Source organism: Streptomyces sp. NBC_01476 (assembly GCF_036227265.1).
Classification (GTDB): Bacteria; Actinomycetota; Actinomycetes; order Streptomycetales; family Streptomycetaceae; genus Actinacidiphila.
Genome location: NZ_CP109446.1, coordinates 5,374,356 through 5,397,058, shown reverse-complemented (window position 1 = coordinate 5,397,058; position 22,703 = coordinate 5,374,356). Strand labels below are relative to the sequence as shown.

The window sequence follows — 22,703 nt, the reverse complement described above, 5'->3', positions numbered from 1 at the left end:
CGCCCCGAGCCGTTCGCCCTGAGCCGCCGGCGGGTCGGAGGGCGGGGTCGGTTTTCAGGAAGCGTCAGCAGGCCGTGCCGTTGAGGCCTGGCATTTGAATTCGAGGTTGTTTCCGGCGGGGTCGCGGATGAACACCGCGTAGTAGTCCGGCGCGTACTCCGGCCACAGCCGGGGCTCGTGGAGGATCTCGCCGCCGCGTGCGGTGGCGAACTCGTGGACACGTCGGACGGTCGCCTCGTCCTCGACCCTGAGCGCAAGGTGGGTCTGGCGACCACCGGGGTCGGTCGCCAGGGAGAAGAACAGCTGCGTTGGCTGCCCGGACAGGGCGTACCCGATCAGGGTCGGCGTGTCGAAGGTCCGCGCACCCCCGGCCAGGCCGACGACCTGGTCGTACCAGTCGCCGACGGCGTTCAGGTCGTCGACTTGCAGGACGACGTGGTCGAGCAGGGTCATGGGCTCTCTCCAGTCCTTCTGTGGCCCCCGCTCCACGGCCGCCGGCCTCCCGTAGTGCCGGGACGACCTCGCCGGCGAACCTCTGGAGGGTCGGGAGGTGGCCGGCGGTGGCTTGGGCCATGGTGCCGGGTCTGGTGAGTCTGACACGCATTGCGTGGCTCCGGTGGGATGGAACCGATCGGACCGATGGTTCGTGTTCTGTCGGGCGGCGCCGCGCCCACCACGCTCTAGAGGCCGGTCTTTCCTGTTGCCCAATAAGGCCTGGTGGTGATCGCGTGTCTGCCGACGACGTCCGCGCCGATGAGCATCTGCCGCTGGCGTTGGATGGACTGGGCGTGTCCGAGGAGGAGCGCGCCGTCGATGGCGGCCAGGTCTCCGCGACGGATCGTCTCTTCGAGCCAGCTGTGGGTGGTGGCCCCGGGCTCACCCGGGAGAGCGGGGAGGAAGACGTAGCGGGGCCATCGACGGCGCAGCTGGGCGACCGATGCCGGCGGGGCCTCGATCACCACGGTCGGCGGGTGCGGGTTGGCGGTGGCACAGGCGTCGAGCGTGCCGAGTGCGGAGCCGTCTCCGATGAACAGCTGACGAGTGCCGGTCAGCTTCAGGGGCACGTGGCGTCCCGCGAGAAGCGTGGTCTCCGCGCCTGGGTGCAGGTCCCGCAGCCATCGCGTACCGGGTGCGTCGCCGTGGAGGACGGCGAGGACGGTGATGCGCTCGGGGCCGTCGACTTCGCGGACGGTGTAGCGGCGTCCTTCGGTGCGGGTGGTGCGGACTTGTACTTCGTGGCCGGGTCGCCAACCTCCGGGGGGCGGGTCGGCGCGGAATTCGAGGTGGAGGAAGTCGGGTCCGATCCGCTCGGTGGCGAGCAGGCGCGCTCGGCGGCCCATGAGGGTCTCGGCGAGCTTGCCGACCAGCGCGGGTGCTTTGGGCACGAGGGTTCTCCTTGCGGCGGCTCGGGCGGTCCGCTGCCGGGCGGGCCGGGGCGTGCGGGCTGGGGCGCGCGGGCTGGGGCGCGCGGGCGAGTGGCGGTGTCATTCGGCGGCGGGGCCGAGCTTCTCCGCGTCGAGCAGGGTGACTTCGGCGTCCTCCGCGTCTTCCGGATCCTCCGCGCGTATCTCGTGGCGCTTCTTGGGAATGAGGAAGGCGAGGGCGAGCGGGATGACGCTCAGGCCGAACGTCCACCAGAACGTGCCGGCGAACCCGGAAAGCGCTTGGCCGGGGGTGTGGGCGGTGTTCAGGTGGTTCTGCAGGATCACGGCGATGACGGCGACGCCGAAGGGTGCTCCCACGCGCTGGACGACGCTGAAGGCCGCGCTGCCAGTTGGGGCCTCGTCGTGGCTGAGGCTGCCGAAGGCGAGGGTCATGACCGGGAACATGGCGGCGCCGAATCCGATGCCCTGCAGGAGCTGGCCGGCCAGCAGCAGGACCTCGCCTCCGTGGAGGTCCGCGAAGGCGAAGGGCAGGGTGCCGACCATGGTCAGCGCGACGCCGCCGGCGACGACGACGCGTCCGTCGAGCCTGGCGGCGACGGGGCGGGCGAGAAGGAAGAAGATCGTCGTGCCGACACCCTGGGGTATCAGCAAAAGGCCGGTGGCCAGCACGCTTTCGCCGCGTAGCTGCTGGTAGAACAGCGGCAGCAGCAGGGTCAGGGCGTAGGTGGAGAACCCGGCCATGAAGGTGATGACGCTGCTGAGACCGAAGCTGCGTCGCGCGAACAGGCGCACGTCGATGAGTGGCTTGCCCCGCGAGGCCAGCGCATGCCGGATGAACGCGGCGATGAGCACGGCACCGATCAGCAGGGGCAGCCAAGCGGACACGGCGGCGAAGCCGTTGCTGCCGGTGGCCTCGGAGATGCCGTAGGCCAATGCGATGACGCCGGGGGTCAGCAGCACGAAGCCGAGTACGTCCAGCCGGTCGCCGGGCCGGCCGGGGATCGTGGGAAGGAACCGGACGAGGGCGAGGGCCGCGACGCAGACCGGGACGTTGATGAGAAACATCCAGTGCCAGGACCAGTACTGGAGGATGAGTCCGCCGAGCACCGAACCCAGGACCGGGGCCAGCTGAGCCGGGAGCGCGATCGCGACCATGGCCTTGCCGATCCGCTCGGGGCCGGCGGCGCGGGTGAGGATCGAGAAGGACAGCGGGATCACCATGCCCCCTCCGATGCCCTGCAGCGCACGGAAGGCGATCAGCATCGGCAGCGAGGTCGCCAGGCCGCACAGGACCGAGCCGAAGAGGAAGACCGCGACGGAGAAGGCCCAGACGTTGCGTGCCCCGAATCGCTCCGAGGCCCATCCGCTGACAGGGATCACCGCCACGTAGAGCAGCAGGTAGGCGGTGGCCACCCACTGGGTCCTGGCGACCGAGGCGTCGAAGGTGGTGTGCAGGTGGTCGATCGCGATGTTCACGATCGTGGTGTCCAGCAGGGTCGTGAAGATCCCGAGGACCAGGACCACGCCGATGAGGTTCAGCCGCCGCTGCGGCACGCGGGCGTCCGCAGGGGCCTGTTGGGTCGTCGTCATGGATTCAGACTAAACCGTCTAGTTCAAATCGCCAAGACTGAACGGTTCAGTCTGGCGCGTGTAGGGTGGCGGGATGAATGAGCCCAAGCCGGTTCACCTTCTGAGCGAGGGATCCGCCGCGAAGCGCCGGGCCGTCATTGAGGCGGCGCGCGACCTGTTCGTCAGCCACGGCGTGGACCGGGTGAGCATGGACGCGGTCGCCGCCAAGGCCCAGGTCTCCAAGGCCACCGTCTACAGCTACTTCGGCGACAAGCAGCGGCTGTTCCGCGCGATCATCGCCGATGCGACGGAGTCGCTGGACGCCTTCGCCCGCAAGGTGATCGGCGCGCATCTCGGCGATGACGCCGGCATCGCCACCACGGCTCACCTGGAGGAGGCGCTGACGTCGACCGCCATCGACTTCGGCGTCGGGCTTGTCGGTTCCGTCGAATACGCCGCCGTCTGGGCACTGGTCGCGCAGCGACGCTGGCAAGACCCGACCGCGGACGACGACGTGGAGACCGCGACGGTCGAGAACGCCATCGCCGAACGCATCGAGCACTTCACCGAGCTCGGGCTCCTCGACGCGGAGGACCCGCGGCGCGCGACGGACCATTTCTTTGCCCTCACGGTGCTCCTGGCCTTCAACGAGCAGCCGAACCCGCTCGCCGTGGACCAGGAACGACTCCGGACCACGATGATCGACGGCGCCCGTGCCTTCGTCCGCGCCTACGGCGCCACCCACTCCGTGAACCGGGCCTGAGACCTTCCCGAAGCGGCACCACCACCAGCCCACCCCTCACCGCGTCCGGACCCGAGGCGCTCAACCCGATACGGGCCGCACGGCCTGAAGTCCGCGAGCGCGTCCGGACCCCGGAGCATTCCTGTCCCTGGGAACAGCACCGCCCCACCGGAGCCGTGGAACCCGGCGCCCACCCGACGTGAGAGCCGGGCCACCCGCCTGACCATCACCAGCCCGAACAACCGAAACGGCCCGCCGGAGAAACCGACGGACCGTCACGAAAGATCGAGGCCAATCCACAGCACTGAGCCGAGAAAGGCGCTGTGCCGTTAAACTGGGCGCGCGGGATGACATGCGTCAAACCCCTGGGAGACGAAGTGAATGAAGAAGCAGGCAGGATTTCGGCGATTTTCCGCGCCCCGATTGAATCTCTGATCAATGAAGATGATCGAACGTCAGCAAAATCATGGGTCTACGACTGGGAAATTCCTGCGAGCAGCCAACGAGCCCTTGTTGAATGGGGTCTTCCCACCAGCTTCAACCTCTCCCTGGACATCCCACGACATGCAAAGACGATCGATACGCCTCAGGATGCGGCGGATTTTGGAATTAATGCCGGAAAGTTGTACATTCTGGGAAGCTGGTCGCCCAGTGGGGCTTTGTCGAACGAAAAAATAGCGGGCGTGGAGGTCGGGGGAGGCAGTGTGCTGTCCGTGGACTTCGACCCCCTCCTCTCCCGGTCGTACCCGGACTGGTTCTGGAAAGAATACCCGCATCATGAGATTCGAAATACGCGGTTCCTCGCTTCATCGGTTGAGAAGCTCTGCGAACTTGCTTGGCGCTGGTATTCGATATGGAATGTGCTGGACTCGGTGAAACTCCCATCAAGACCAACCGAGAACGAGGTCAATGTGTACTTCGAAAAGAGAGAGATGATTCATCTGGCCGTCAGGAAGGAGATTCTGGCCATCGATCCGTCTGCAATTGGGAAAATTGAAGGAAGGTATCCGTGGGCCGACCTGATCAGAGAAATCGTGGAGTAGGCAGTCAGTCCGAGCGGTAGGTATCTGTCGCTATCAAGCGGCATGGTCCTGTCGCAACGGCGATAAAAGGGCCACCGTTGCTTATTGCGGGTGTCTCAAGTGATCGTGGTGCAAGGCCGTCCCGGCCCACGCATACCCTGGCCCACCAGCGGTCGACTCCGGTGCGGCGGACACTCCGGCCGCAGAGCTTGCACCGGCCGTCAGCCGACCGCGGCCGTACCGGCTCAGGCGCGGGCGGCGCGGATGACGGTGCCGGTCACGAAGGACGAGAGGCCGCGAAGTTGCCGGACTCCCGGCCGCGGGCGCGGAGTTCGCCCGGGTGTGGGCCTCCCACCACGTGTGCGCCGAGCCGACTCTCCGCAGGGCGCTCCGGCACCGGTTGGTTGGCCCGGTCACCGTAACTGCGACTGCCTCGACACCAGGGACCGGGACCAGCAGGTGGTGATCCGTACCGCCGGCCCCGGCTCCTCGGGTCCCTCGTCCGAGGAGGCGCTGCGGCTGCGCTCGGTCATCGGCATCCGGCGCGTGGACGTGCCCCGCTGAAACCGGTGGCAGGATGCTTGCGGTAGGTGTCATCGAGGTCACGGGGGCGCGCGGGTGTCCCCGCTCGGTGACGGGTCGGCGTCCGGTGCCCCGTGTGGTGGCGGGCGCGCGGGAGAGTTGGAGGAGGCCCGATGGGTCGCGGGAACCACCATGTCGCCGTCCTCGTACTCGAAGGCGCGAAGCCGCTCGACGTCGGCATCCCGGCGCAGGTGTTCGCCGCCCGGCCGAGCATGCCGTACGAGGTACGGGTGTGCGGCGCCGCGCCCGGGCTGGTGACCGGCGGCGACGGCCTGTCGTACCACGTGGCCGACGGTCTGGAGGCCCTGGCGCACGCCGACACCGTCTTCATCCCCGGCTACCGGGAGCCGGCGACCACCGAGCCACCACCCGCGGTCGTGGCCGCGCTGACGGCCGCGCACGAGCGGGGGACCCGCCTGGCGGCCATCTCGACGGGGGCGTTCGCATTGGCGGCGACCGGCCTGCTCGACGGCAAGCGCGCGACGACCCACTGGCACTACACGAAGTCCCTGGCGAAACGGCATCCGCTGGTGCGGGTGGACGAGAACGTGCTCTTCGTGGACGAGGGTGACGTGCTCACCTCGGCCGGGGCGGCGTCCGGCATCGACCTGTGCCTGCACCTGGTACGGCGTGACCACGGTGTCGGGCTCTCCAACCACGTGGCCCGGCGGCTGGTGGCGGCGCCGTACCGCAGCGGCGGGCAGGCGCAGTACGTCCCAAGGAGCGTGCCGGAACCGCTCGGCGACCTCTTCGCGGGCACCCGGGAGTGGGCGCTGGCGCACCTGGCAGAACCGCTGACTCTCGAAGCGCTCGCCCGCAACGCGCGGGTGTCGGCGCGTACGTTCTCGCGGCGGTTCGCGGAGGACACCGGCTACACGCCGATGCAGTGGGTACTCCGGGCCCGGGTGGACCTGGCGCGCGAACTGCTGGAGCGCACGGACCTCGGCGTGGAGCAGATCGCCGTCCGGGTCGGCCTCGGCACGGGCGCGAACCTGCGGCTCCACTTCCACCGCATCCTCGGCACCTCCCCCACGGAATACCGCCACACCTTCAGCGCCTGACCCCCGCCGGCCCGGCCCGGCTCGGCTCAGGGGGAGGTGGAGGCCCGAGCCGGGCAGCCGGGTCCGGGCAGCGGGCGGTACGGGGCGGGGTCCGGGCAGCGGGCGGTACGGAGCCGGGTCCGGGCAGCAAGCCGGCACGGGTACGGGTCCGGGCAGCAAGCCGGCACGGGTACGGGCTGGTTCGGCGAGGCCGCAGGCCATTGGCGAGATCCTTGCGGACCATGGCCAGAGGTCTGGCGTGATCCTTGCGCATGCTGTCGTTCAGGCCATGGCCGGTCCGCCGCGCGGTTGCCGACGATGGAGGCGGACGAAAGGAATCGCCATGACCCGCATCGCCATCAACGGATTCGGCCGCATCGGACGCAACACCCTCCGCGCCCTGCTGCAGCGCGACAGCGACCTCGAAGTGGTCGCCGTCAACGACCTCACCGCCCCCGAGACCCTCGCGCACCTGCTGAAGTTCGACAGCTCGGTCGGCCGCCTCGGCCGCTCCGTCGAGGTCGACGGCACCGACCTCGTGGTCGACGGCCACCGCATCAAGGTGCTCGCCGAACGCGAGCCCGCCCACCTCCCGTGGGCCGAACTCGGCGTCGACATCGTGCTCGAATCCACCGGCCGCTTCACCTCCGCGGAAGCCGCCCGCGCCCACCTCAAGGCCGGTGCCAAGCGCGTACTGGTGAGCGCCCCCTCCGCGGGCGCCGACGTCACGCTCGCCTACGGCGTGAACACCGACGCCTACGACCCCGCCGAGCACGTGATCGTCTCCAACGCCTCCTGCACCACGAACGCGCTGGCACCGCTGGCGTCCGTACTGGACGACCTGGCCGGCATCGAGCACGGCTTCATGACCACGGTGCACGCCTACACCCAGGAGCAGAACCTCCAGGACGGCCCCCACCGCGACCTGCGCCGTGCCCGCGCCGCCGGGGTGAACATCGTGCCCACCACCACCGGCGCCGCCAAGGCCATCGGCCTGGTGCTGCCGAACCTCGACGGCAAGCTGTCGGGCGACTCGATCCGCGTACCGGTCCCGGTCGGTTCCCTGGTGGAGCTGAACACCACGGTCTCCCGCGAGGTCACCCTCGACGAGGTGCTCGCCGCCTACCGGACCGCCGCCGACGGCCCCCTCAAGGGCATCCTCGACTACGCCGACGAGCCCCTGGTCTCCAGCGACATCACCGGTCAGCCGGCGTCCTCGATCTTCGACGCCGCCCTCACCCGCGTCCACGGCAAGCACGTCAAGGTGGTGGCCTGGTACGACAACGAGTGGGGCTTCTCCAACCGCGTCATCGACACCCTCGAACTGCTCGCCCGCGCCTGAACCACCGGCCGCCGCCCCTCCGCGCCCCCGCGCCTCCCCCTGGCCTCTCCGCCGCCCCGCCCCCCGTTCACGCCCGGAGCGGCGCGGTCCAGGGGTGGGGGCCGTACGTCCGCGTCAGCGCGTCGGCCAGCCACCGGCGCTGCGCGGGGGTGAGGAACGGAAGCACCGTCGCGAAGTCGTGCTCGTCCTTGGGGCGCGGGTGGGCCGCCTTGTAGAAGAGCTGCAACTCCGGTGCCAGGTAAGGGATGCCGCCCGGCGAGACCGCGCCGACCTGCGCGATCGGGCGGCGGAGCGCCGCACTGCGCCGGGAGACCCACTCCTCGCCCTCGGCCTCGTCGAACATCACCTGGATCCGCCAGGGTTCGTCCCACCCGGGCCGGCACCACACGTCGTGGACGCCGAACGGCAGGATCTCCCCGGCGTGCCACGGCCGCAGCCTGCCCGGCGGGTCGGCCGCCCACCACTCCCAGTCCCGCAGCACGTCCTGGACGGCGAGCTGGTCCCGCCGCAGCAGCACCACGTCGATGTCGTCGTGCGCGCGGAAGGTGTGACCGACGGCCAGCTCGATGGCGTAGCCGCCACCGATCCACCACGGCACCCGGAGCGGCGCGAAGAGGGCGGCCACCTCGGCCAGGGGCGCGGGCTCCCAGGGGCCCAGAGGGGTCTCGGTAGGCGTCACGGAGCCATCATGGCGGACGCGGCGGCACCCGGCCCACTCCCAACGGCCCTGCGCCACCGCCCGGTTGGTTAAGAGATCATGAACTGCTCGGCCACCGGCAGCGCGGGCGCCCCGTCACGGGGTGGTGGAAAGCGTGCGCATGACGTGGCGGACCGTCCGGGTCACCGTCGCGGTGAGGCCCGAGATGTCCGGCTGGGGGCCGATCTCCGTGGTCCCCTCGTTCGTGCCGGGCGCGTCACCGACCTCGCCCCAGACCGTCGCCGCCCTGACGTTGAGCGAGATGACCGCCCCGCCGTGCAGCACGGTGAGCGCCTGCCGGGTCGTACCCGACGTGCCGACCGCACGGTCACCGATCCCCGTCACCGGCACCCGCTTCTCGTGCGGGTCGGTCACGAAGATCACGTCGTCGGACGGCAGGAACGCGTCCGCCGGCACCAGCAGCCGGCTGATGTCGGCGAACTCGGCCCGGGGATCGGTCTTCTTGTGCAGATCGACGGTCACCCGGACGTCGTACACCGTCTTCCAGCCGTCGCCCTTGGGCATCGACGCCGTCACGTCGCAGCTGAAGTGGTCGAGCGCCGCGCCCTTGTCCACCACCGGCGTGTCCCCCGGGATGTACCCCGTGCTGATGGCGTCGGTGAGCGGCTGCAGGTTCTGCGCGGCGCACAGACCGTCGGATATGTGGTATCCGTGCAGGTCAGGCGCGGCGGTGTGACCGTACCCGGTGCCCTGGAGCACCGCGCCCCACACCGCGGAGGCGACGACGACCCCGCCGAGCGCCCACCACCACGGCCGCCGCCGCCCGCCGCCGGGAACGCTCCCGGCGGTGTCACTGACGAGGTCAACCGGCCGCTCGGGACCTGATGCTCCGGACAGCTCCGGCTCGGTGATCACGCCGCCGCCCCCTCAAGCCCCTCTGAAAACACGAACACACCACCACACGAACACACGAACACACGAACGGGCACACTCTACGGACGTACCGCCCGGCGCGTGAAGCGGCCCGGACCCGGGGTGGTTCTGGGGTGTCCCGGGTACGGGCCGTTTCCGAGCGGAGGGTGGACTGAGCCCGGGTCAAAGGGTCTTGTCAGTCTCCTCCTCGATCGCGACGAGTGCCGGGTCGAGGACGATGTCCTCGTCCCGCGCCGCGATCGTCGGCTCCTCCGGGAAGTGGCAGGCGGTCAGGTGACCGTCCGCGTTCCCGCTGATCTGCACGAGCGGCGGCTCCTCCGTCGCGCACTTGTCCTGCGCCTTCCAGCAGCGGGTGCGGAAGCGGCAGCCGGACGGCGGGTTGATCGGCGACGGGACGTCACCGGCCAGCCGGATCCGCTCCCTGCCGTCGTCGTCCGGGTCGGCCTCGGGGGCCGCGGAGAGCAGCGCGTGGGTGTACGGGTGGCGGGGGCCGTTGTAGATCGAGTCCCGGTCGCCGATCTCCACGATCTTGCCCAGGTACATGACCGCGATGCGCTGCGAGAAGTGCCGGACGATCGCCAGGTCGTGGGCGATGAAGAGGAACGCGATCCCGAGTTCCTTCTGCACGTTCTGCAGCAGGTTGACGACCTGCGCCTGGATGGACACGTCGAGCGCGGAGACCGGCTCGTCGGCCACGATCAGCTTCGGGTCCAGGGCCAGTGCCCGGGCCACGCCGATGCGCTGCCGCTGGCCGCCGGAGAACTCGTGCGGGAAGCGGTTGTAGTGCTCGGGGTTGAGGCCGACGATCTCCAGCAGCTCCCGGACCCGCCGCTCCCGGCCGCCGGCCGGGTTGACGTTGTTGATCTCCATCGGCGCGGAGATGATGCTGCCGACCGTCTGCCGCGGGTTCAGCGACGCGTACGGGTCCTGGAAGATCATCTGGATCTCGGACCTGATCGGCGCCAGTTCGCGGCGGCTGAGGTGGCTGATGTCCTGCCCGGCGTAGCTGACCTTGCCGGCGGTGGGCTCCAGCAGCCGGGTCACCAGCCGCCCGGTGGTGGACTTCCCGCAGCCGGACTCGCCGACCATGCCCAGCGACTCACCGGCGCCGATGGTGAAGTCGACGCCGTCGACGGCCCGTACGTCGCCGACCCGGCGCCGGAAGAGCGCGCCGCCGGTGATCGGGAAGTACTTCTCCAGCCCGCTGACCTCCAGCAGGGTCTCGCCGGAGGCGGGACGCGGTGCCGGGACCTTGTCCAGGGTCTGTTCACTCATTGCTATTCCCTCGACTCGTGGTCAGCGCAGCCGCGGCTGGATCTGCTCTGTGAAAATGGTCTGCTTCTGCTCCGGCGTGAGGTGGCACGCCGAGCCCCGCCCGGCCGGCAGCAGCGGCCGCTCGGTGGTGCAGCGGTCACCGGGCACCTCGCCGGTGAACGCGCACCGGGTGTGGAAGGGGCATCCGGACGGCGGGTTGAGCAGACTGGGCGGCGACCCGGGGATCGGCATCAGCGGGACGTCGACCGAGGCGGTCAGCCGGGGTATGGACCCCAGCAGGCCCCAGGCGTAGGGGTGCTCGGGCGTCTTGAGGATGTCGCGGACGGTGCCGCGTTCCACGGCGCGGCCCGCGTACATCACCACCACATCGTCGGCGGTGTTGGCGATCACCCCGAGGTCGTGGGTGATCAGGATGATCGAGGTGCCGCTCTCCTGCTGGAGGTCCTTGAGCAGGTCCAGGATCTGGGCCTGCACGGTGACGTCCAGCGCGGTGGTCGGCTCGTCGGCGATCACCAGGGCCGGGTCGCAGACCAGGGCCATGGCGATCATCGCGCGCTGGCGCATACCGCCGGAGAACTGGTGCGGGTAGTCGTCCACCCGGGTCTTGGGCTGCGGGATGCCGACCCGGGCCAGCATCTCGATCGCCCGTGCGCGGGCTTCCTTCTTGGAGGCGCCCATGTGCTTCATGTAGGGCTCGGCGATCTGCCGGCCGACGGTGTAGTACGGCGACAGGGCGGTCAGCGAGTCCTGGAAGACCATGGACATCTTCTTGCCGCGCAGCTTCTCCAGCGTCCGCTCGGACGCGCCGGTGAGCTCCTGGCCGTCCAGGACGATCTCACCGGAGATGGTGGTGTTGCGCGGGTTGTGCAGGCCGAGGATGGCCAGGTTCGTCACGGACTTCCCGGAGCCGGATTCGCCCACGATGCCGAGGGTCTTGCCCTGGTCAAGGTCGAAGGAGAGCCCGTCGACGGCCTTCACGGTGCCGTCCTCGGTGGCGAACTGGACGTACAGATCGCGCACAGAGAGGAAGTGCTCGGATCCCTGAGGCGTCGGTTCGGCCTCGGGCTTCGTCAAAGTGGTCACGGGCGGGTTCTCCTACGGGATGGTGCGCTGGTCGCGGCGGGGGGAGGTGACGCCGCCGTCAGGCGAGCCGGATCCGCGGGTCGATAAGGGCGTACGCGGAGTCGACGACGATGTTGAAGATCACGATGGCGCTGGCGCTGAAGAGCATGACCGCCATTTCCAGTGGCAGGTCCGCGGTGTAGACCGCGTTGACGGCGAGCGTGCCGAGCCCGTGCAGGCCGAAGGTGGCCTCGGTGATGATCGCGCCGCCGAAGACGGACCCGAGGTCGATACCGAAGATCGTGATGATCGACGCGGCGGCGCCGCGCAGCGCGTATCTGTAGAAGACGTACTTCGAGCCCATGCCCTTGGCGCGGGCGGTGCGGATGTGGTCCTCACCGAGCTGCTCGACCATCAGGGAGCGGGTCTGCCGGCTGTAGTTGGACCAGAAGATCACCGACATGACCAGGCAGGGCAGGACCAGACCGGAGAACGAGCCGGTGGGGTCGGAGGACCACGTCGGGTCGTGTCCGTGGTTGAGCCAGCCGAGATTGTCGGCGAAGAGGGCGATGGCCAGCGGGCCGATGAAGTAGATCTGCACCGAGTTGCCGACCAGCGAGATGGAGCTGGCGACGCGGTCGAAGGTCTTGCCCTGCTGCCAGGCCGAGAGCATGCCCAGGCCGACGCCGATGATCAGGAACGCGGCGGAGCCGCCGATGGCCAGCGACAGCGTGGTCGGGTAGCGGTCGGCGATGGTCGGCCAGATCGGCTGGTCGTTGGCGAAGGAGAAGCCGAAGCACGGTGCGGGGCAGTTCTGCCCGTCGGGCATGTGGCGGCCGGCGAAGATGCCGCTCATGTAGTTCCAGTACTGCTGGTAGATCGGTTGGTCCAGCCCCATGCGGTGGTGGATCGCGGCGACCAGGTCCTTGTTGGAGCAGTTCTTGCCACAGGCGAGCAGCGCCGGGTCCGAGGGCAGCACGAAGAACAAGAGATACGTGACCAGGCTGATGAGCACAAGAATGACGATCGCGCCAAGTACGCGTCGTGAGAGGAAACGGAGCATCGAGGGGCTCTTCCGTGGGGGCGGCGGGCGGCGGCCGCGCGGTCCGATCCGCGGGCGGCCGGCCCCGGCTGAGGATTCTCAGCCGGGGCCGGCCGCCCGTCGCGGGGCTACTGCTTGACGAACACGGTGTTGGCGTTGATCGTGCCGACCACCGAGTTGTAGGTGACGCCGCCCAGGCCGGAGCCGTAGATGTTGAAGTACTTGTCGAAGAGGAACGGCACCTGCGCCGTGTCCTTCTGCAGCGAGTACTCCGACAGCGTCCGCCAGTCGTTGGACTGCTTGGTGATGTCCGTCTCGGCCTTGATGCGGTCGATCTCGGAGTTGATGTGCGGGTCGTTCAGGAACGAGTAGTTGTTCGTTCCGTCGGCGAGGTTACGGCCGTCCATGGTCGGCGGGACCACGGTCGAGGCGTTCGGCCAGTCCGCGCCCCAGCCGGTGCGGTAGATGTCGTACTGGTTGTTCACCTTGCCGACGACCGTGTAGTACGAGGTCGGGTCGATGGCCTTGCGGACGACCTGGAAGCCGGCCTTCTCCAGCGCGTTGGCGATGGTGAGCGACGCGTTCTGCCACTTCGGGGTGTTCGCGTACGGGTAGACCAGCTTCGGGTGCGGCTGGCCGGCCGCGGCGAGCAGCGCCTTGGCCTTGTCGATGTCACCGGTCGGCTTGGCGAGCTTGCCGAACGGGTCGAACGCCTTCCAGCCGGCGATGGTCGGGCTGAGCAGCGTGGTGCCGAGGTCACCCTGGGCCGCGCCGCCGAGCGCCTGCTGCACCTGGGACATCGGGAACGCGTAGGCGATGGCCTGGCGGACCCGGACGTCGGTGATGCGCTTGGTGTTGATGTCGAGGGTCTCGACGTACGGCTGGTACTGGTTGACCGTCCGCGACTTGTACTGCGGGTCGCTGACCAGCGAGCTCATCTGCGACGGGTCGGCCAGACCGGACAGGTCGATCGCGTTCTTGTCGGTGCCGGCGCCCGCCATGATGCGCTGCGTCAGACCCGGCTGCTGGATACCCAGGTTGAAGTTCCACGAGTCCGGGTACGCGTTGCGGATCGGGTCCGTCTTCGGGTCCCAGTACTGGTTGCGCTCGAAGACCAGCGACTTGCCGGACTTGTACGAGGCGATCTTGTACGGGCCGGAGGAGACCGGGTGGTTGTTGTACGCGGCCTTGTCGTCCTTGGACTTCTCGACCGGCGCGGTCACCGGCATGGCCATGGCGTACGGGGCGTCCGTGTGGACGTCCTTGAAGTGGAAGACGATGGTCTTCGCGTCCGGCGTCGCCAGGATGCTGTCCGGGATCTCCTGGCCGGAGTACGGGCCCTTGTACAGCTTGCGGTAGTCGGGGCCGTACAGCCAGGACTGGATGTACTGCGGGCCCTGGGTCTCGAAGTCGGCGTAGAGCCGCTCGATGCTGTACTTGATGTCCTTCGACGTGATGGCGGTGCCGTCGTCGTACTTCAGCCCGTCCTTCAGGGTGTACGTCCAGGTCTTGCCGCCGTCCGACATCTTGCCGGTGTCGGTGGCGAGGTCGCCGACCAGGATCGTCTTCCCGCTGGAGGGGTCGATCTTGTACCCGGTGAGGGTACGGGAGTACAGGGTGGAGACCGACAGCTGGTCGCTGACGTACTGCTGGGCCGGGTCCAGGTAGTCGAAACCTGCCTGGTCCAGGTCCTGCACGGTGCCGCCCTTGACCGCGCCCGGGACCGCGGGAGCGGGACCGGTCGAGTCGGCCGCGGTGCCCAGACCGTAGTTCGGCACCGGCGCCTTCGTGGGAGCGGCACTCCCACCCTTGGACCCCGTGTCGCCGCCACCGCCGCCGCTGCTGCACGCCGCGGTGAGCGACAGCGCGCCGGCCGCCACGATGGCCGCGGCCAAGCGTGCTCTGCTGTTTCTCATGAATTCCTGCCTGTCAGTGACTTAACTGCCATCGATGCCGAGGTCCGCGCCCGCAGTGCTGGGGCCGGTTCCGACGACCTGGACAACTTGATCGGACTAGCGCACTAGCGGAGGGTCTTGGGGTCGAGAGCGTCCCGGACCGAGTCCCCGAGCAGGTTGAAGGCGACCACGAAGATCACCATCGCGATGCCGGGGAAGAACATGAAGGTGATGTCGCTCTTGTAGAACGTGGCGCCGGTCTGGAACATCAGGCCCCAGTCCGGAGTGGGCGGCAGGATACCGACGCCCAGGAAGGACAGGCCCGCCTCCGCGGTGACGAACACCGGCAACATCAGGGTGGACTGCACAAGGATGGTGCTGGAGATGTTGGGCAGCAGCTCCTTGCGGATGATCCGCCAGGAGGACGCCCCGCTGATCCGGGCGGCCTCGACGAACTCCCGCTCGCGCAGGCTCAGGACCTGAGCGCGCACGAGCCGGCCGATACTCATCCAGCCGAGCAGGAACTGCACACCGATCAGCACGACCGGGCGTACCCACCAGGGCTCCTGGTCACCGACGCCCACGAAGAGCGAGATGGCGACCGGGGAGAAGGCGATGAAGAACAGCTGGCTGGGGAAGGACAGCATGAAGTCGGAGAACCGGCCCATGAAGTAGTCGGTCTTCCCGCTCAGATACCCCTGGGTCAGGCCGAAGAGCACACCGGTGCCCACCGAGATGACCGTCACGGCGAGCGCGATCAGCAGCGAGGTGCGGATGCCGTAGATCAGGAGCGCGAAGACATCGCGGCCCAGCTGGGGTTCGACACCGAACCAGTGGTCGCCGCTGATGCCGCCGTTGGCACCGATCGGCAGACCGTAGCTGTTCAGCAGACCGTCGTCCTGACCGTACAGGTCGTACGCGTTCTTGCCGTACAGCTTGGTGATCAGGGGTGCCGCGATGGCTATCAGCACGAAGAGTGCGACAACCACCGCGCAGACTATGCCCGTCTTGTCCCGCTTGAAGCGTATCCAGGCGAGTTGCCGGGGCGTGCGCCCGGCAAGATCCGGGCCCTTTCCATCCGGGGCTCCAGGGGTGCCTTCGGGCTCGAGGGTGAGGTCGCCGGTTTCCGCGGCGGCCTGGCTTGGACTCGTCATTGGTTTACATCCCCCGGGACCGAGAGCGTGCGATGCGGCGCGTGTAGTGCGACGCGGGTTGACCGGACTTTCGCAATGGAATCAACTTCCAGTCAAGGGGGGAAGGTGGGAAGAAAGCTTGTTGTTTGGCATCTTGAGCGAAGATTTTGCAGATCGTCCTCCATACGTGCTTGACAGCGTTACAAAACATCGGGCAATTCGGATATGTCGGTACGAACCGCGTTAACATGCAGGCAACTTAACTGTCGCAGCTCCGATATACGGACGTAGCAGTCTGAACAACGTACGGCCGTGCGGGTGCCGTAGGCCGGCCGGGGCGCGTCACGCTGTCCCGGCCGGCCGCCCCCGCACATGCCTCGACCCTATTTCCCGGTCCATGACCGGAGTTACGAAGGGTGGCGACGGGTATTTCCCGGCGCGGAAGGGGCCGGGGGGCCGAAGGGGACTGATGGTGTTAGTGAGTCCTGGCGGGATATTGCCGCTCACTTGCCGCCCGGTCAGGGCGGCGTCGCTCAACTCAAGGAACGCTTGAGGAAGTCCACCTGGAGCAGCAGCAGATTCTCGGCCACCTGCTCCTGCGGTGTCATGTGTGTCACACCGGACAGCGGCAGCATCTGGTGCGGCCGGCCGGCCGCCAGCAGCGCGGACGAGAGCCGCAGGCTGTGCGCCACCACCACGTTGTCATCGGCGAGGCCGTGCACGACCATCATCGGCCGGGCCGGCTCGGCCAGGTCCCGGATGCCGCCGTCCTCGGTGACCACCGAGTTGTGCGCGTACACCTCCGGCCGCTCGTCCGGGTGGCCGAGGTAACGCTCCATGTAGTGGGTGTCGTACATCCGCAGATCGGTCACCGGCGCACCGACCACGGCCGCGTGGAAGACGTCCGGACGGCGGAGCACCGCGAGCGCGGCGAGATACCCGCCGTACGACCAGCCGCGGATACCCACCCGGCCGAGGTCCAGCGGGTACGCGCCGGCCAGCGCGTGCAGCGCGTCGATCTGGTCCGCCACCGACACCCCGGCGAAGTCACCGGCGATCGACTTCTCCCAGGCCGGCGAGCGGCCCGGGGTGCCGCGGCCGTCCGCCACGATCACCGCGAACCCCTGGTCGGCGAACCACTGCGACTCCGCGAACGCGTTGTGCGCCGCGTACACCCGCTGGCCGTGCGGGCCGCCGTACGGGTCGAGCAGCACCGGCAGCGGGCCGTCGCCCTCCGCGTAACCGGCCGGCAGCAGCACCGCGGCCGGGATCCGGCGCTCGCCGGCCTCCAGCAGCCGCGGGCGGGCGGTCACCGAGGGCACCTGCGTCAAGGTGGCCACCTCGGCGACCTGGACGCCGCCGCGGAGCACCACCGTGCGCGGGCCGGGACGGTCGAGCGCGGTCGAGGTGAGCACCGTCAGCTCACCGGAGCGCACCGCGGTGTGGACGCCGGGCGACCCACTCACCCGGACCACGCCCTCCTCGCTCACCCGGTAGACATGCACTTCGCCGGTCTCGGGCGCCGCCGCCCGCTCACCAGCCGACGCGGACACCAGGACGTCCTGGCGGCCGACGTCGAGCACCGCCCGCAGGTGCAGCTCCCCGCCGGTCAGCGTCCGCTCCCCCACCTTCAGGACGCGGGCCGCCCCGCCGTCCGTGGGCTCGTCCGTAATCCGGACGAGCTCGCCTGCCGTGTTCCGGCCCGGGGAACCAGGAAAAAGATCAAGCCAAATTCGATCTTCCTCGGTCGCCACCGGCACGGTGCCGCCGGTCGCCGTGTCCACCGCGAGACAGCACTGCTCGCGCTGGTCCCTGGCCTGCACCAGCAGCAGCGGCGGACCGGCCGCCGACCAGTGCACGTCCGCGAGATACGGATACCGCTCGCGGTCCCAGAGCACTTCGCGGCGGGCGCCGTCGAGCCCGAACAGGGCAAGCGACACCTCCGCGTTCGGCGTGCCGGCCGCCGGATAGGCCACCTGCACCGGGGTCCGCTCCGGGTGCGCGGGCTCGGAGATCCACCACCGCCGCACCGGGGACTCGTCCACCCGGGCGGCCAGCAGCGCCGTACTGTCCGGCGCCCACCAGAAGCCGCGGCTGCGGTCCATCTCCTCGGCCGCGACGAACTCCGCCAGCCCCCACGTCACTTCGTCGCCGTCCGGCTCGGCGATCGCCCGGTCACCGGAACCGCCCGTCTCCACCACCCGCAGCGCGCCGCCCGACGTGTAAGCCACCCAGCGCCCGTCCGGTGACGGCCGGGGGTCCACCACAGGGCCCGGCACGATCAGTTCGCGCGGGCCGGCCGCGCCCGGCCGCAGCCCGGCGACGAACAGCCGCCCGGAGAGCGGGAAGGCGGCCGTCTCCATGGCGGCGTCCACCGCGTAACCCACCACGCCGGCGGACTTCTCCCGGCTGCGCTCGCGCCGGGCCCGCTCGGCCGCCGACAGCCGCTCCGCGCCGCCCTCCAGCAGCTCCGCCGGGTCCGCGACGGCCCGTTCGCCGCCGCCGGGCACCAGATCGAGCACCCACAGCAGCTGGGTCCGCTCGGTCCCGGACCTGGCCCGCAGGAACGCCACCCGCTCCCCGTCCCCGGAGACGGCGAAGGAGCGCGGCGCCCCGAGGCTGAACCGCTGGGTCCTGGCGCTCTGCCGGGGGAATGAGAGCTGGGTCATGGTCAGGACCCTAGAGGGTGGCTCCGACAATCGCCCCCGGATTTGCGGCGCGACCCGCCGCGCACCACCTGACCAGCGCCGGAGTACGCGCCCCGGGGTGCCGTCCCGGCGGCCGGTGGCTGGATATCGTCATGCGCCCCCGTGTGCTTCCGTGCTCCGACATATGCGGTGGCACGGAAAGTTATGATCCGTAGCCGTGGGTGGGTAATAAGCGAGTGGCAACTGACATGACCCTGCGTACCTGGAGGTGAGCCGCTGTGGCACTCTCGATTTCGGCGGTGCTGCTGCTGCTGATCGTCGTGATCCTGCTGATCCGACGTTCCGGGCTCAAGGCCGGGCACGCCATCGCCTGCGTGCTGTTGGGCTTCTATCTGGCGGCCTCGTCGATCGCCCCGACCATCAGCGACTTCACCAACAACGTCGCCACCATGATCAGCGGCATCAAGTTCTGAGCGCGCCCGGCGGCAGCCGTAGGCTTCACCCATGACCGATCTACCCGCCAGGCGGCTGCTGCTCGTCCACGCCCATCCGGACGACGAGACGATCAACAACGGCGTCACGATGGCCAAGTACGCCGCCGAGGGGGCGCTCGTCACCCTCGTCACCTGCACCCTCGGCGAGGAGGGCGAGGTGATCCCGCCGGAGCTGGCCCATCTGGCAGCCGACCGGGACAACACCCTCGGCGACTACCGGATCGGTGAACTCGCGGACGCCATGACGGAGTTGGGCGTCAAGGACCATCGCTTCCTGGGCGGCGCGGGGCGCTACCGCGACTCCGGGATGATGGGCGTCGAGCAGAACGACGACCCCGGCTGCTTCTGGCAGGCGGACCTGGACGAGGCGGCCGGCCACCTCGCCGAGGTCATCCTCGACGTCCGGCCGCAGGCCCTGGTCACCTATGACGACAACGGCGGCTACGGCCACCCCGACCACATCCAGGCCCACCGGGTCGCCTTGCGCGGCTACGAACTCGCCGCCGACCAGGGCCACCGGATCGCCCGGGTCTACGAGATCTGCACCCCCCGCTCGGTGCTCGAAGCCGGCTTCCGGCGGCTCGCCGAGGCCGGCAAGGACTTCCCCTTCGGCGGCGTGGCGACCGTCGACGACGTACCGGGCGTGGTCGACGACGACCAGGTGACGGTCGCGATCGACGGCACCCGGTACGAGGACCGCAAGACCGCGGCGATGCGCGCGCACGCCAGCCAGATCGCGGTGGACGGCCCGTTCTTCGCGCTCTCCAACGACCTCGGGCAGCCGTACTTCGCCTCCGAGTACTACCGGCAGGTGCGCGGCGAGGCGCTGCCCGCGCCGGAAGGCCGCTGGGCCGACGACCTCTTCGAGCCGCCGGCCGGCGGCGCCGCGTGATGGCCGCCCGGCGGCTGCGGATCGCCGCGTATGTCGTGCTCGGTGTCTTCGGCGCCCTGGTCGCCGCGGCCGGTGCGCTGATCCAGGACGGCTGGTTCCCCGGCGGGCTGCTGCTGGGCCTCGCCGGGTGCGCGGCGCTCTTCTACGGCGGGGTGACGCTCACCAGGACCCGGGTCGGGGCCGTGGTGCCCGCCGCGGTGTGGCTGGTGTGCGTTCTGGTGCTCAGTACGTCCCGGCCGGAAGGTGACTTCCTGTTCGCGGCCGGCGTCGGACCGTACATCTACCTGCTCGGGGGCGCGATGCTGGCGGTGATCTGCGCCACGGTGCCCCAACTGCCCCCATCAGGCCCGAATACCGCCTGACTTGGCAAGCAGGGGCCGGGTCATGGTTGGGTGAAGCCGAGCGTTCCCGCCGGACCAGGGATGCCGCTGCGCGCAGATCGGTATGGTGGTGCGCGCCGGCGAGCCGCCCGCGGAGAGCCGATACGGGTGGCGTAGCTAACCGGGAGAGCCTGCTTTGAGCCGTGAAAACGACAGTTCGTCCGCCGGTCCCCAGGGGCGCGGCGGTGCCGCCTACCCGTCGGGCACCCCGCCGTACGGCAGCCGGCCGTTCCCCTCGCTGCACCCGCAGGAGCGGACCCGCCCGGGGGCCCCGGGCCCCGGCGCTCCCGAGCCCGAGGAGTCGGCCGAAACCGGAGCCGCTTCCGAGCAGCCGGCCGAGCCCAGAACCGAGACGACGCTGACCACCAGGATCCGGATCAACATCCCCGGGTCGCGGCCGATCCCGCCGGTCGTGGTGCGGACCCCGGTGGACGAGAACGCGGTGGCGGCTGCCGCCGCCGAGGAGCGCGAAGCGGTGGCGGCTGCTGCCGCCGCCGCGGCCGGGCCCGCGGACGCCGAGCCGGAGCCGGAGAAGAAGGAGAAGACCTCCGACTGGTTCGCCCCGCGCAAGCCGGTGGGCACCTCCCCCGGCGACCAGGACACCCCCGCCGGCACCGACGGCCCGGACGTCCCGGGCTTCGGCGGCACGGACGGCACCGCCTTCCCGGCCCCCGGCCGCACGGACGACACCGGTTTCCCCGGCACGGACGGCACCGGATTCCCCGGCGCAGGACGGCCGGGCGGCGCAGGCCGTCCCGGCGGCGGCCCGGGCCTGGGCGGCTTCCCGGGCGCGGGCGGCACGGACGGCACGGGATTCCCCGGTGGAAACCGGGGTGGCTTCCCGGGCACGGACGGCGTCGGCTCCCCCGGTGCGGACCGGGGCGGGTTCCCCGGCGGCGGGGCCGGTGTTCCGTACGGCGCGGGTTCCGGGGCGGACGCCTTCGGCACGCCCCGGGTCCCCGACCCCGACCCGTACGGGGAGCGCCGCAGCGCCGGCACCCCCTTCCCGGACTACGACACCGGCTCCACCCCCGTACCGCCGCGCGGCGACGACCCCGGCGCGCGGGGCACGCACGACACCCCGCCCGGCGGCTTCGCGCCCTTCCCCGGCACCGAGGACTTCCCGCCCGGCGTGCCCCGGCCGACCACCGCCGGCTTCCCGGGCGACCCGGAGCCGTTCGTCGGCCGGGAGCCGGCCGGACGGCCGTACGACGCCGCCACCGGGGCCTTCCCGCTGCCGGACACCGCGTCCCAGGCCGGCCCCGGCGACCCCGCGAACCGGCAGAACCGCCGGGGCCCGGGGAACGCCACCGACGAGCCCTTCCCCGGCTACCAGCCGCCCGCAGGGCCCACCACGGGTCCGGCCACCGGGTCCATGCCGGTGCCCCCGGCCCGCTCCGAAGCCTTCCGGCCGCCGGTACCGCCCACCGCAGGCGGCATCCCGCCCGGGAACCGCACCGCAGCCGACACCCTGGTCGGCGGCATCCCCCCGGTGCCGTCGCACGAGTCCCCCGCCCCGCGCCCGGCCTTCACCGGCCCCCGGCCGCCGGCCCCGAAGCCCGCGGACGAGACCCCGGCGCCGGCGCCCGCCGCCGCCGCGCGGCCGCAGAAGAAGGGCCGTTCCAAGGTCGCCCTGCTCGGGGTCGCGGTCGGCGCGGTCGTCGTGCTCGCCTACGGCGCCGGGCTGCTGATGAACCACGGTGACGTCCCCAAGGGCACCACCGTGCTCGGTGTCGACATCGGCAACGAGAGCACCGACGAGGCCGGCAAGTCCCTCGACCAGGCGCTCGGCGACCGGACGACCGCCCCGCTGACCCTCACCATCGACGGCAAGAACCAGTCCCTCAAGCCGTCGGTGGCGGGCCTGTCCTTCGACACGGACGCCACCGTCCGCAAGGTCGCGCACGCCGACTACAACCCGGTCTCCGTCATAGGCACCCTCTTCGGCAGCACCCGCACCGCCGACCCGGTGATCCTGGTCGACGAGGACAAGCTGAAGGCCGCCCTGAAGGGCATCGCGGGCAAGAACAGCACCGCGACCGATGGCATGATCCGCTTCGAGCCCAACAAGGTGGTCGCGGTCCCGGGCCACGCCGGCAGTTCCTTCGACGTGGACGACGCCGCCGGCCAGGTCGCCGCCGCCTACCGCACCCGCGCCGAGACCGGCCGGGACACCGCGATCGACCTCGCGGTCACCACCGTCCAGCCCAAGGTGACCCAGGCCGAACTGGACGCGGCGAAGAACGGATTCGCCAAGCACGCGATGTCCCACGTGACCACGGTCCAGGCGGGCGCGGCCCACTCCATCAACATCGGCCCGACCGTCTCGCTGCCCAAGATCCTCACCATGGTCCCGGACGACACCGGCAAGCTCCAGCCGCACATCGACCTGAAGGCGCTCAAGACCCTCTACGGCAACACCTTCGACGGTGTCCTGGTCAAGCGCTCCGACGGCAGCAAGACCGCCATCACCCCGCAGGACGTCGCCGCCGCCCTGCTCCCGGCCCTCGACAAGACCTCCGACCAGGCGGTCACCATCCCGGGCGTGGTCCAGTAGCCCCCGCTCCCCCCGCTCTCCGCCGTGTTCCCCCGCCCGCCCGCGCCGCAGG

Annotated in this window: 19 protein-coding genes and 1 pseudogene; 9 read left to right on the top strand and 11 right to left on the bottom strand. The window is 70.2% G+C overall.

Annotated features, from left to right (window positions below; genetic code table 11):
* Positions 1–54: 54 nt before the first annotated feature.
* From OG552_RS23665 to OG552_RS23655, 3 genes are all read right to left on the bottom strand, one after another.
* Positions 55–453, bottom strand: coding sequence for a VOC family protein (locus OG552_RS23665; RefSeq protein ID WP_329136094.1), 399 nt, complete (start codon positions 451–453; stop codon positions 55–57).
* 227 nt (positions 454–680) lie between these two features.
* Positions 681–1,385 (bottom strand): hypothetical protein, encoded by a 705-nt coding sequence (locus OG552_RS23660; protein ID WP_329136092.1) that lies wholly within the window; start codon positions 1,383–1,385, stop codon positions 681–683.
* A gap of 99 nt (positions 1,386–1,484) precedes the next feature.
* Positions 1,485–2,975 carry an MDR family MFS transporter gene (locus OG552_RS23655; RefSeq protein WP_329136090.1) on the bottom strand — a complete coding sequence of 497 codons (1,491 nt, stop codon included), beginning with the start codon at positions 2,973–2,975 and terminating at the stop codon, positions 1,485–1,487.
* A 73-nt stretch (positions 2,976–3,048) separates the two neighbouring features.
* Here OG552_RS23655 and OG552_RS23650 point away from each other — a divergent pair, with 73 nt between their 5' ends.
* From OG552_RS23650 to gap, 5 genes and pseudogenes are all read left to right on the top strand, one after another.
* Positions 3,049–3,717: a TetR/AcrR family transcriptional regulator gene (locus OG552_RS23650; protein WP_329136088.1), complete on the top strand. Its 669-nt coding sequence runs from the start codon at positions 3,049–3,051 to the stop codon at positions 3,715–3,717.
* A gap of 356 nt (positions 3,718–4,073) precedes the next feature.
* Positions 4,074–4,739 (top strand): SUKH-4 family immunity protein, encoded by a 666-nt coding sequence (locus tag OG552_RS23645; protein WP_329136087.1) that lies wholly within the window; start codon positions 4,074–4,076, stop codon positions 4,737–4,739.
* 280 nt (positions 4,740–5,019) lie between these two features.
* Positions 5,020–5,282, top strand: a pseudogene (locus OG552_RS23640) (MmyB family transcriptional regulator); the annotation flags it as partial.
* Positions 5,283–5,413: 131 nt separating this feature from the next.
* A complete protein-coding gene (locus OG552_RS23635) occupies positions 5,414–6,361 on the top strand; it encodes a GlxA family transcriptional regulator (RefSeq protein WP_329136084.1) in 948 nt (315 codons plus the stop codon).
* A gap of 322 nt (positions 6,362–6,683) precedes the next feature.
* Positions 6,684–7,682, top strand: a complete 999-nt coding sequence (gene gap / locus OG552_RS23630; protein WP_329136082.1) for a type I glyceraldehyde-3-phosphate dehydrogenase — start codon at positions 6,684–6,686, stop codon at positions 7,680–7,682.
* Between the two features lie 67 nt (positions 7,683–7,749).
* Here gap and OG552_RS23625 read toward each other — a convergent pair whose 3' ends face one another.
* The 8 genes from OG552_RS23625 to OG552_RS23590 all read right to left on the bottom strand — a co-directional run bounded on the left by OG552_RS23625 (position 7,750) and on the right by OG552_RS23590 (position 18,349).
* On the bottom strand, positions 7,750–8,361 hold the full coding sequence (locus OG552_RS23625; protein WP_329136081.1) for a nucleotidyltransferase domain-containing protein: 612 nt from the start codon (positions 8,359–8,361) through the stop codon (positions 7,750–7,752).
* A 114-nt stretch (positions 8,362–8,475) separates the two neighbouring features.
* A complete protein-coding gene (locus OG552_RS23620; RefSeq protein WP_329136079.1) occupies positions 8,476–9,255 on the bottom strand; it encodes a hypothetical protein in 780 nt (259 codons plus the stop codon).
* A gap of 180 nt (positions 9,256–9,435) precedes the next feature.
* Entirely contained in the window at positions 9,436–10,548 is a 1,113-nt protein-coding gene (locus OG552_RS23615; RefSeq protein WP_329136077.1) for an ABC transporter ATP-binding protein, read from the bottom strand.
* Between the two features lie 21 nt (positions 10,549–10,569).
* On the bottom strand, positions 10,570–11,631 hold the full coding sequence (locus OG552_RS23610) for an ABC transporter ATP-binding protein (protein WP_329136075.1): 1,062 nt from the start codon (positions 11,629–11,631) through the stop codon (positions 10,570–10,572).
* A 58-nt stretch (positions 11,632–11,689) separates the two neighbouring features.
* On the bottom strand, positions 11,690–12,673 hold the full coding sequence (locus OG552_RS23605) for an ABC transporter permease (RefSeq protein WP_329136073.1): 984 nt from the start codon (positions 12,671–12,673) through the stop codon (positions 11,690–11,692).
* A 107-nt stretch (positions 12,674–12,780) separates the two neighbouring features.
* A complete protein-coding gene (locus OG552_RS23600; protein ID WP_329136072.1) occupies positions 12,781–14,568 on the bottom strand; it encodes an ABC transporter substrate-binding protein in 1,788 nt (595 codons plus the stop codon).
* Between the two features lie 104 nt (positions 14,569–14,672).
* Positions 14,673–15,701, bottom strand: coding sequence for an ABC transporter permease (locus tag OG552_RS23595; RefSeq protein ID WP_329136070.1), 1,029 nt, complete (start codon positions 15,699–15,701; stop codon positions 14,673–14,675).
* A 512-nt stretch (positions 15,702–16,213) separates the two neighbouring features.
* Positions 16,214–18,349 carry a S9 family peptidase gene (locus OG552_RS23590; protein ID WP_329136067.1) on the bottom strand — a complete coding sequence of 712 codons (2,136 nt, stop codon included), beginning with the start codon at positions 18,347–18,349 and terminating at the stop codon, positions 16,214–16,216.
* A gap of 257 nt (positions 18,350–18,606) precedes the next feature.
* Here OG552_RS23590 and OG552_RS23585 point away from each other — a divergent pair, with 257 nt between their 5' ends.
* The 4 genes from OG552_RS23585 to OG552_RS23570 all read left to right on the top strand — a co-directional run bounded on the left by OG552_RS23585 (position 18,607) and on the right by OG552_RS23570 (position 22,651).
* Positions 18,607–18,801 (top strand): hypothetical protein, encoded by a 195-nt coding sequence (locus tag OG552_RS23585; RefSeq protein ID WP_329136065.1) that lies wholly within the window; start codon positions 18,607–18,609, stop codon positions 18,799–18,801.
* A gap of 31 nt (positions 18,802–18,832) precedes the next feature.
* Complete coding sequence (gene mshB / locus OG552_RS23580; RefSeq protein WP_329136063.1) at positions 18,833–19,714, top strand: N-acetyl-1-D-myo-inositol-2-amino-2-deoxy-alpha-D-glucopyranoside deacetylase; 882 nt, start codon at positions 18,833–18,835, stop codon at positions 19,712–19,714.
* Positions 19,714–20,076, top strand: coding sequence for a DUF6113 family protein (locus OG552_RS23575; RefSeq protein ID WP_329136060.1), 363 nt, complete (start codon positions 19,714–19,716; stop codon positions 20,074–20,076). Before mshB ends, OG552_RS23575 begins: the two co-directional genes overlap by 1 nt.
* A gap of 154 nt (positions 20,077–20,230) precedes the next feature.
* Positions 20,231–22,651, top strand: coding sequence for a hypothetical protein (locus tag OG552_RS23570; protein ID WP_329136058.1), 2,421 nt, complete (start codon positions 20,231–20,233; stop codon positions 22,649–22,651).
* The last annotated feature ends 52 nt before the right edge of the window (positions 22,652–22,703 follow it).

Excerpts from the sequence above, each read along its gene's own strand:
- OG552_RS23665 (WP_329136094.1), bottom strand. The coding sequence starts at position 453 with ATGACCCTGCTCGACCACGTCGTCCTGCAAGTCGACGACCTGAACGCC.
- gap (WP_329136082.1), top strand. The coding sequence starts at position 6,684 with ATGACCCGCATCGCCATCAACGGATTCGGCCGCATCGGACGCAACACC.
- OG552_RS23575 (WP_329136060.1), top strand. The coding sequence starts at position 19,714 with ATGGCCGCCCGGCGGCTGCGGATCGCCGCGTATGTCGTGCTCGGTGTC.
- OG552_RS23615 (WP_329136077.1), bottom strand. The coding sequence starts at position 10,548 with ATGAGTGAACAGACCCTGGACAAGGTCCCGGCACCGCGTCCCGCCTCC.
- OG552_RS23635 (WP_329136084.1), top strand. The coding sequence starts at position 5,414 with ATGGGTCGCGGGAACCACCATGTCGCCGTCCTCGTACTCGAAGGCGCG.
- OG552_RS23655 (WP_329136090.1), bottom strand. The coding sequence starts at position 2,975 with ATGACGACGACCCAACAGGCCCCTGCGGACGCCCGCGTGCCGCAGCGG.
- OG552_RS23650 (WP_329136088.1), top strand. The coding sequence starts at position 3,049 with ATGAATGAGCCCAAGCCGGTTCACCTTCTGAGCGAGGGATCCGCCGCG.
- mshB (WP_329136063.1), top strand. The coding sequence starts at position 18,833 with ATGACCGATCTACCCGCCAGGCGGCTGCTGCTCGTCCACGCCCATCCG.
- OG552_RS23605 (WP_329136073.1), bottom strand. The coding sequence starts at position 12,673 with ATGCTCCGTTTCCTCTCACGACGCGTACTTGGCGCGATCGTCATTCTT.
- OG552_RS23595 (WP_329136070.1), bottom strand. The coding sequence starts at position 15,701 with ATGACGAGTCCAAGCCAGGCCGCCGCGGAAACCGGCGACCTCACCCTC.
- OG552_RS23590 (WP_329136067.1), bottom strand. The coding sequence starts at position 18,349 with ATGACCCAGCTCTCATTCCCCCGGCAGAGCGCCAGGACCCAGCGGTTC.
- OG552_RS23600 (WP_329136072.1), bottom strand. The coding sequence starts at position 14,568 with ATGAGAAACAGCAGAGCACGCTTGGCCGCGGCCATCGTGGCGGCCGGC.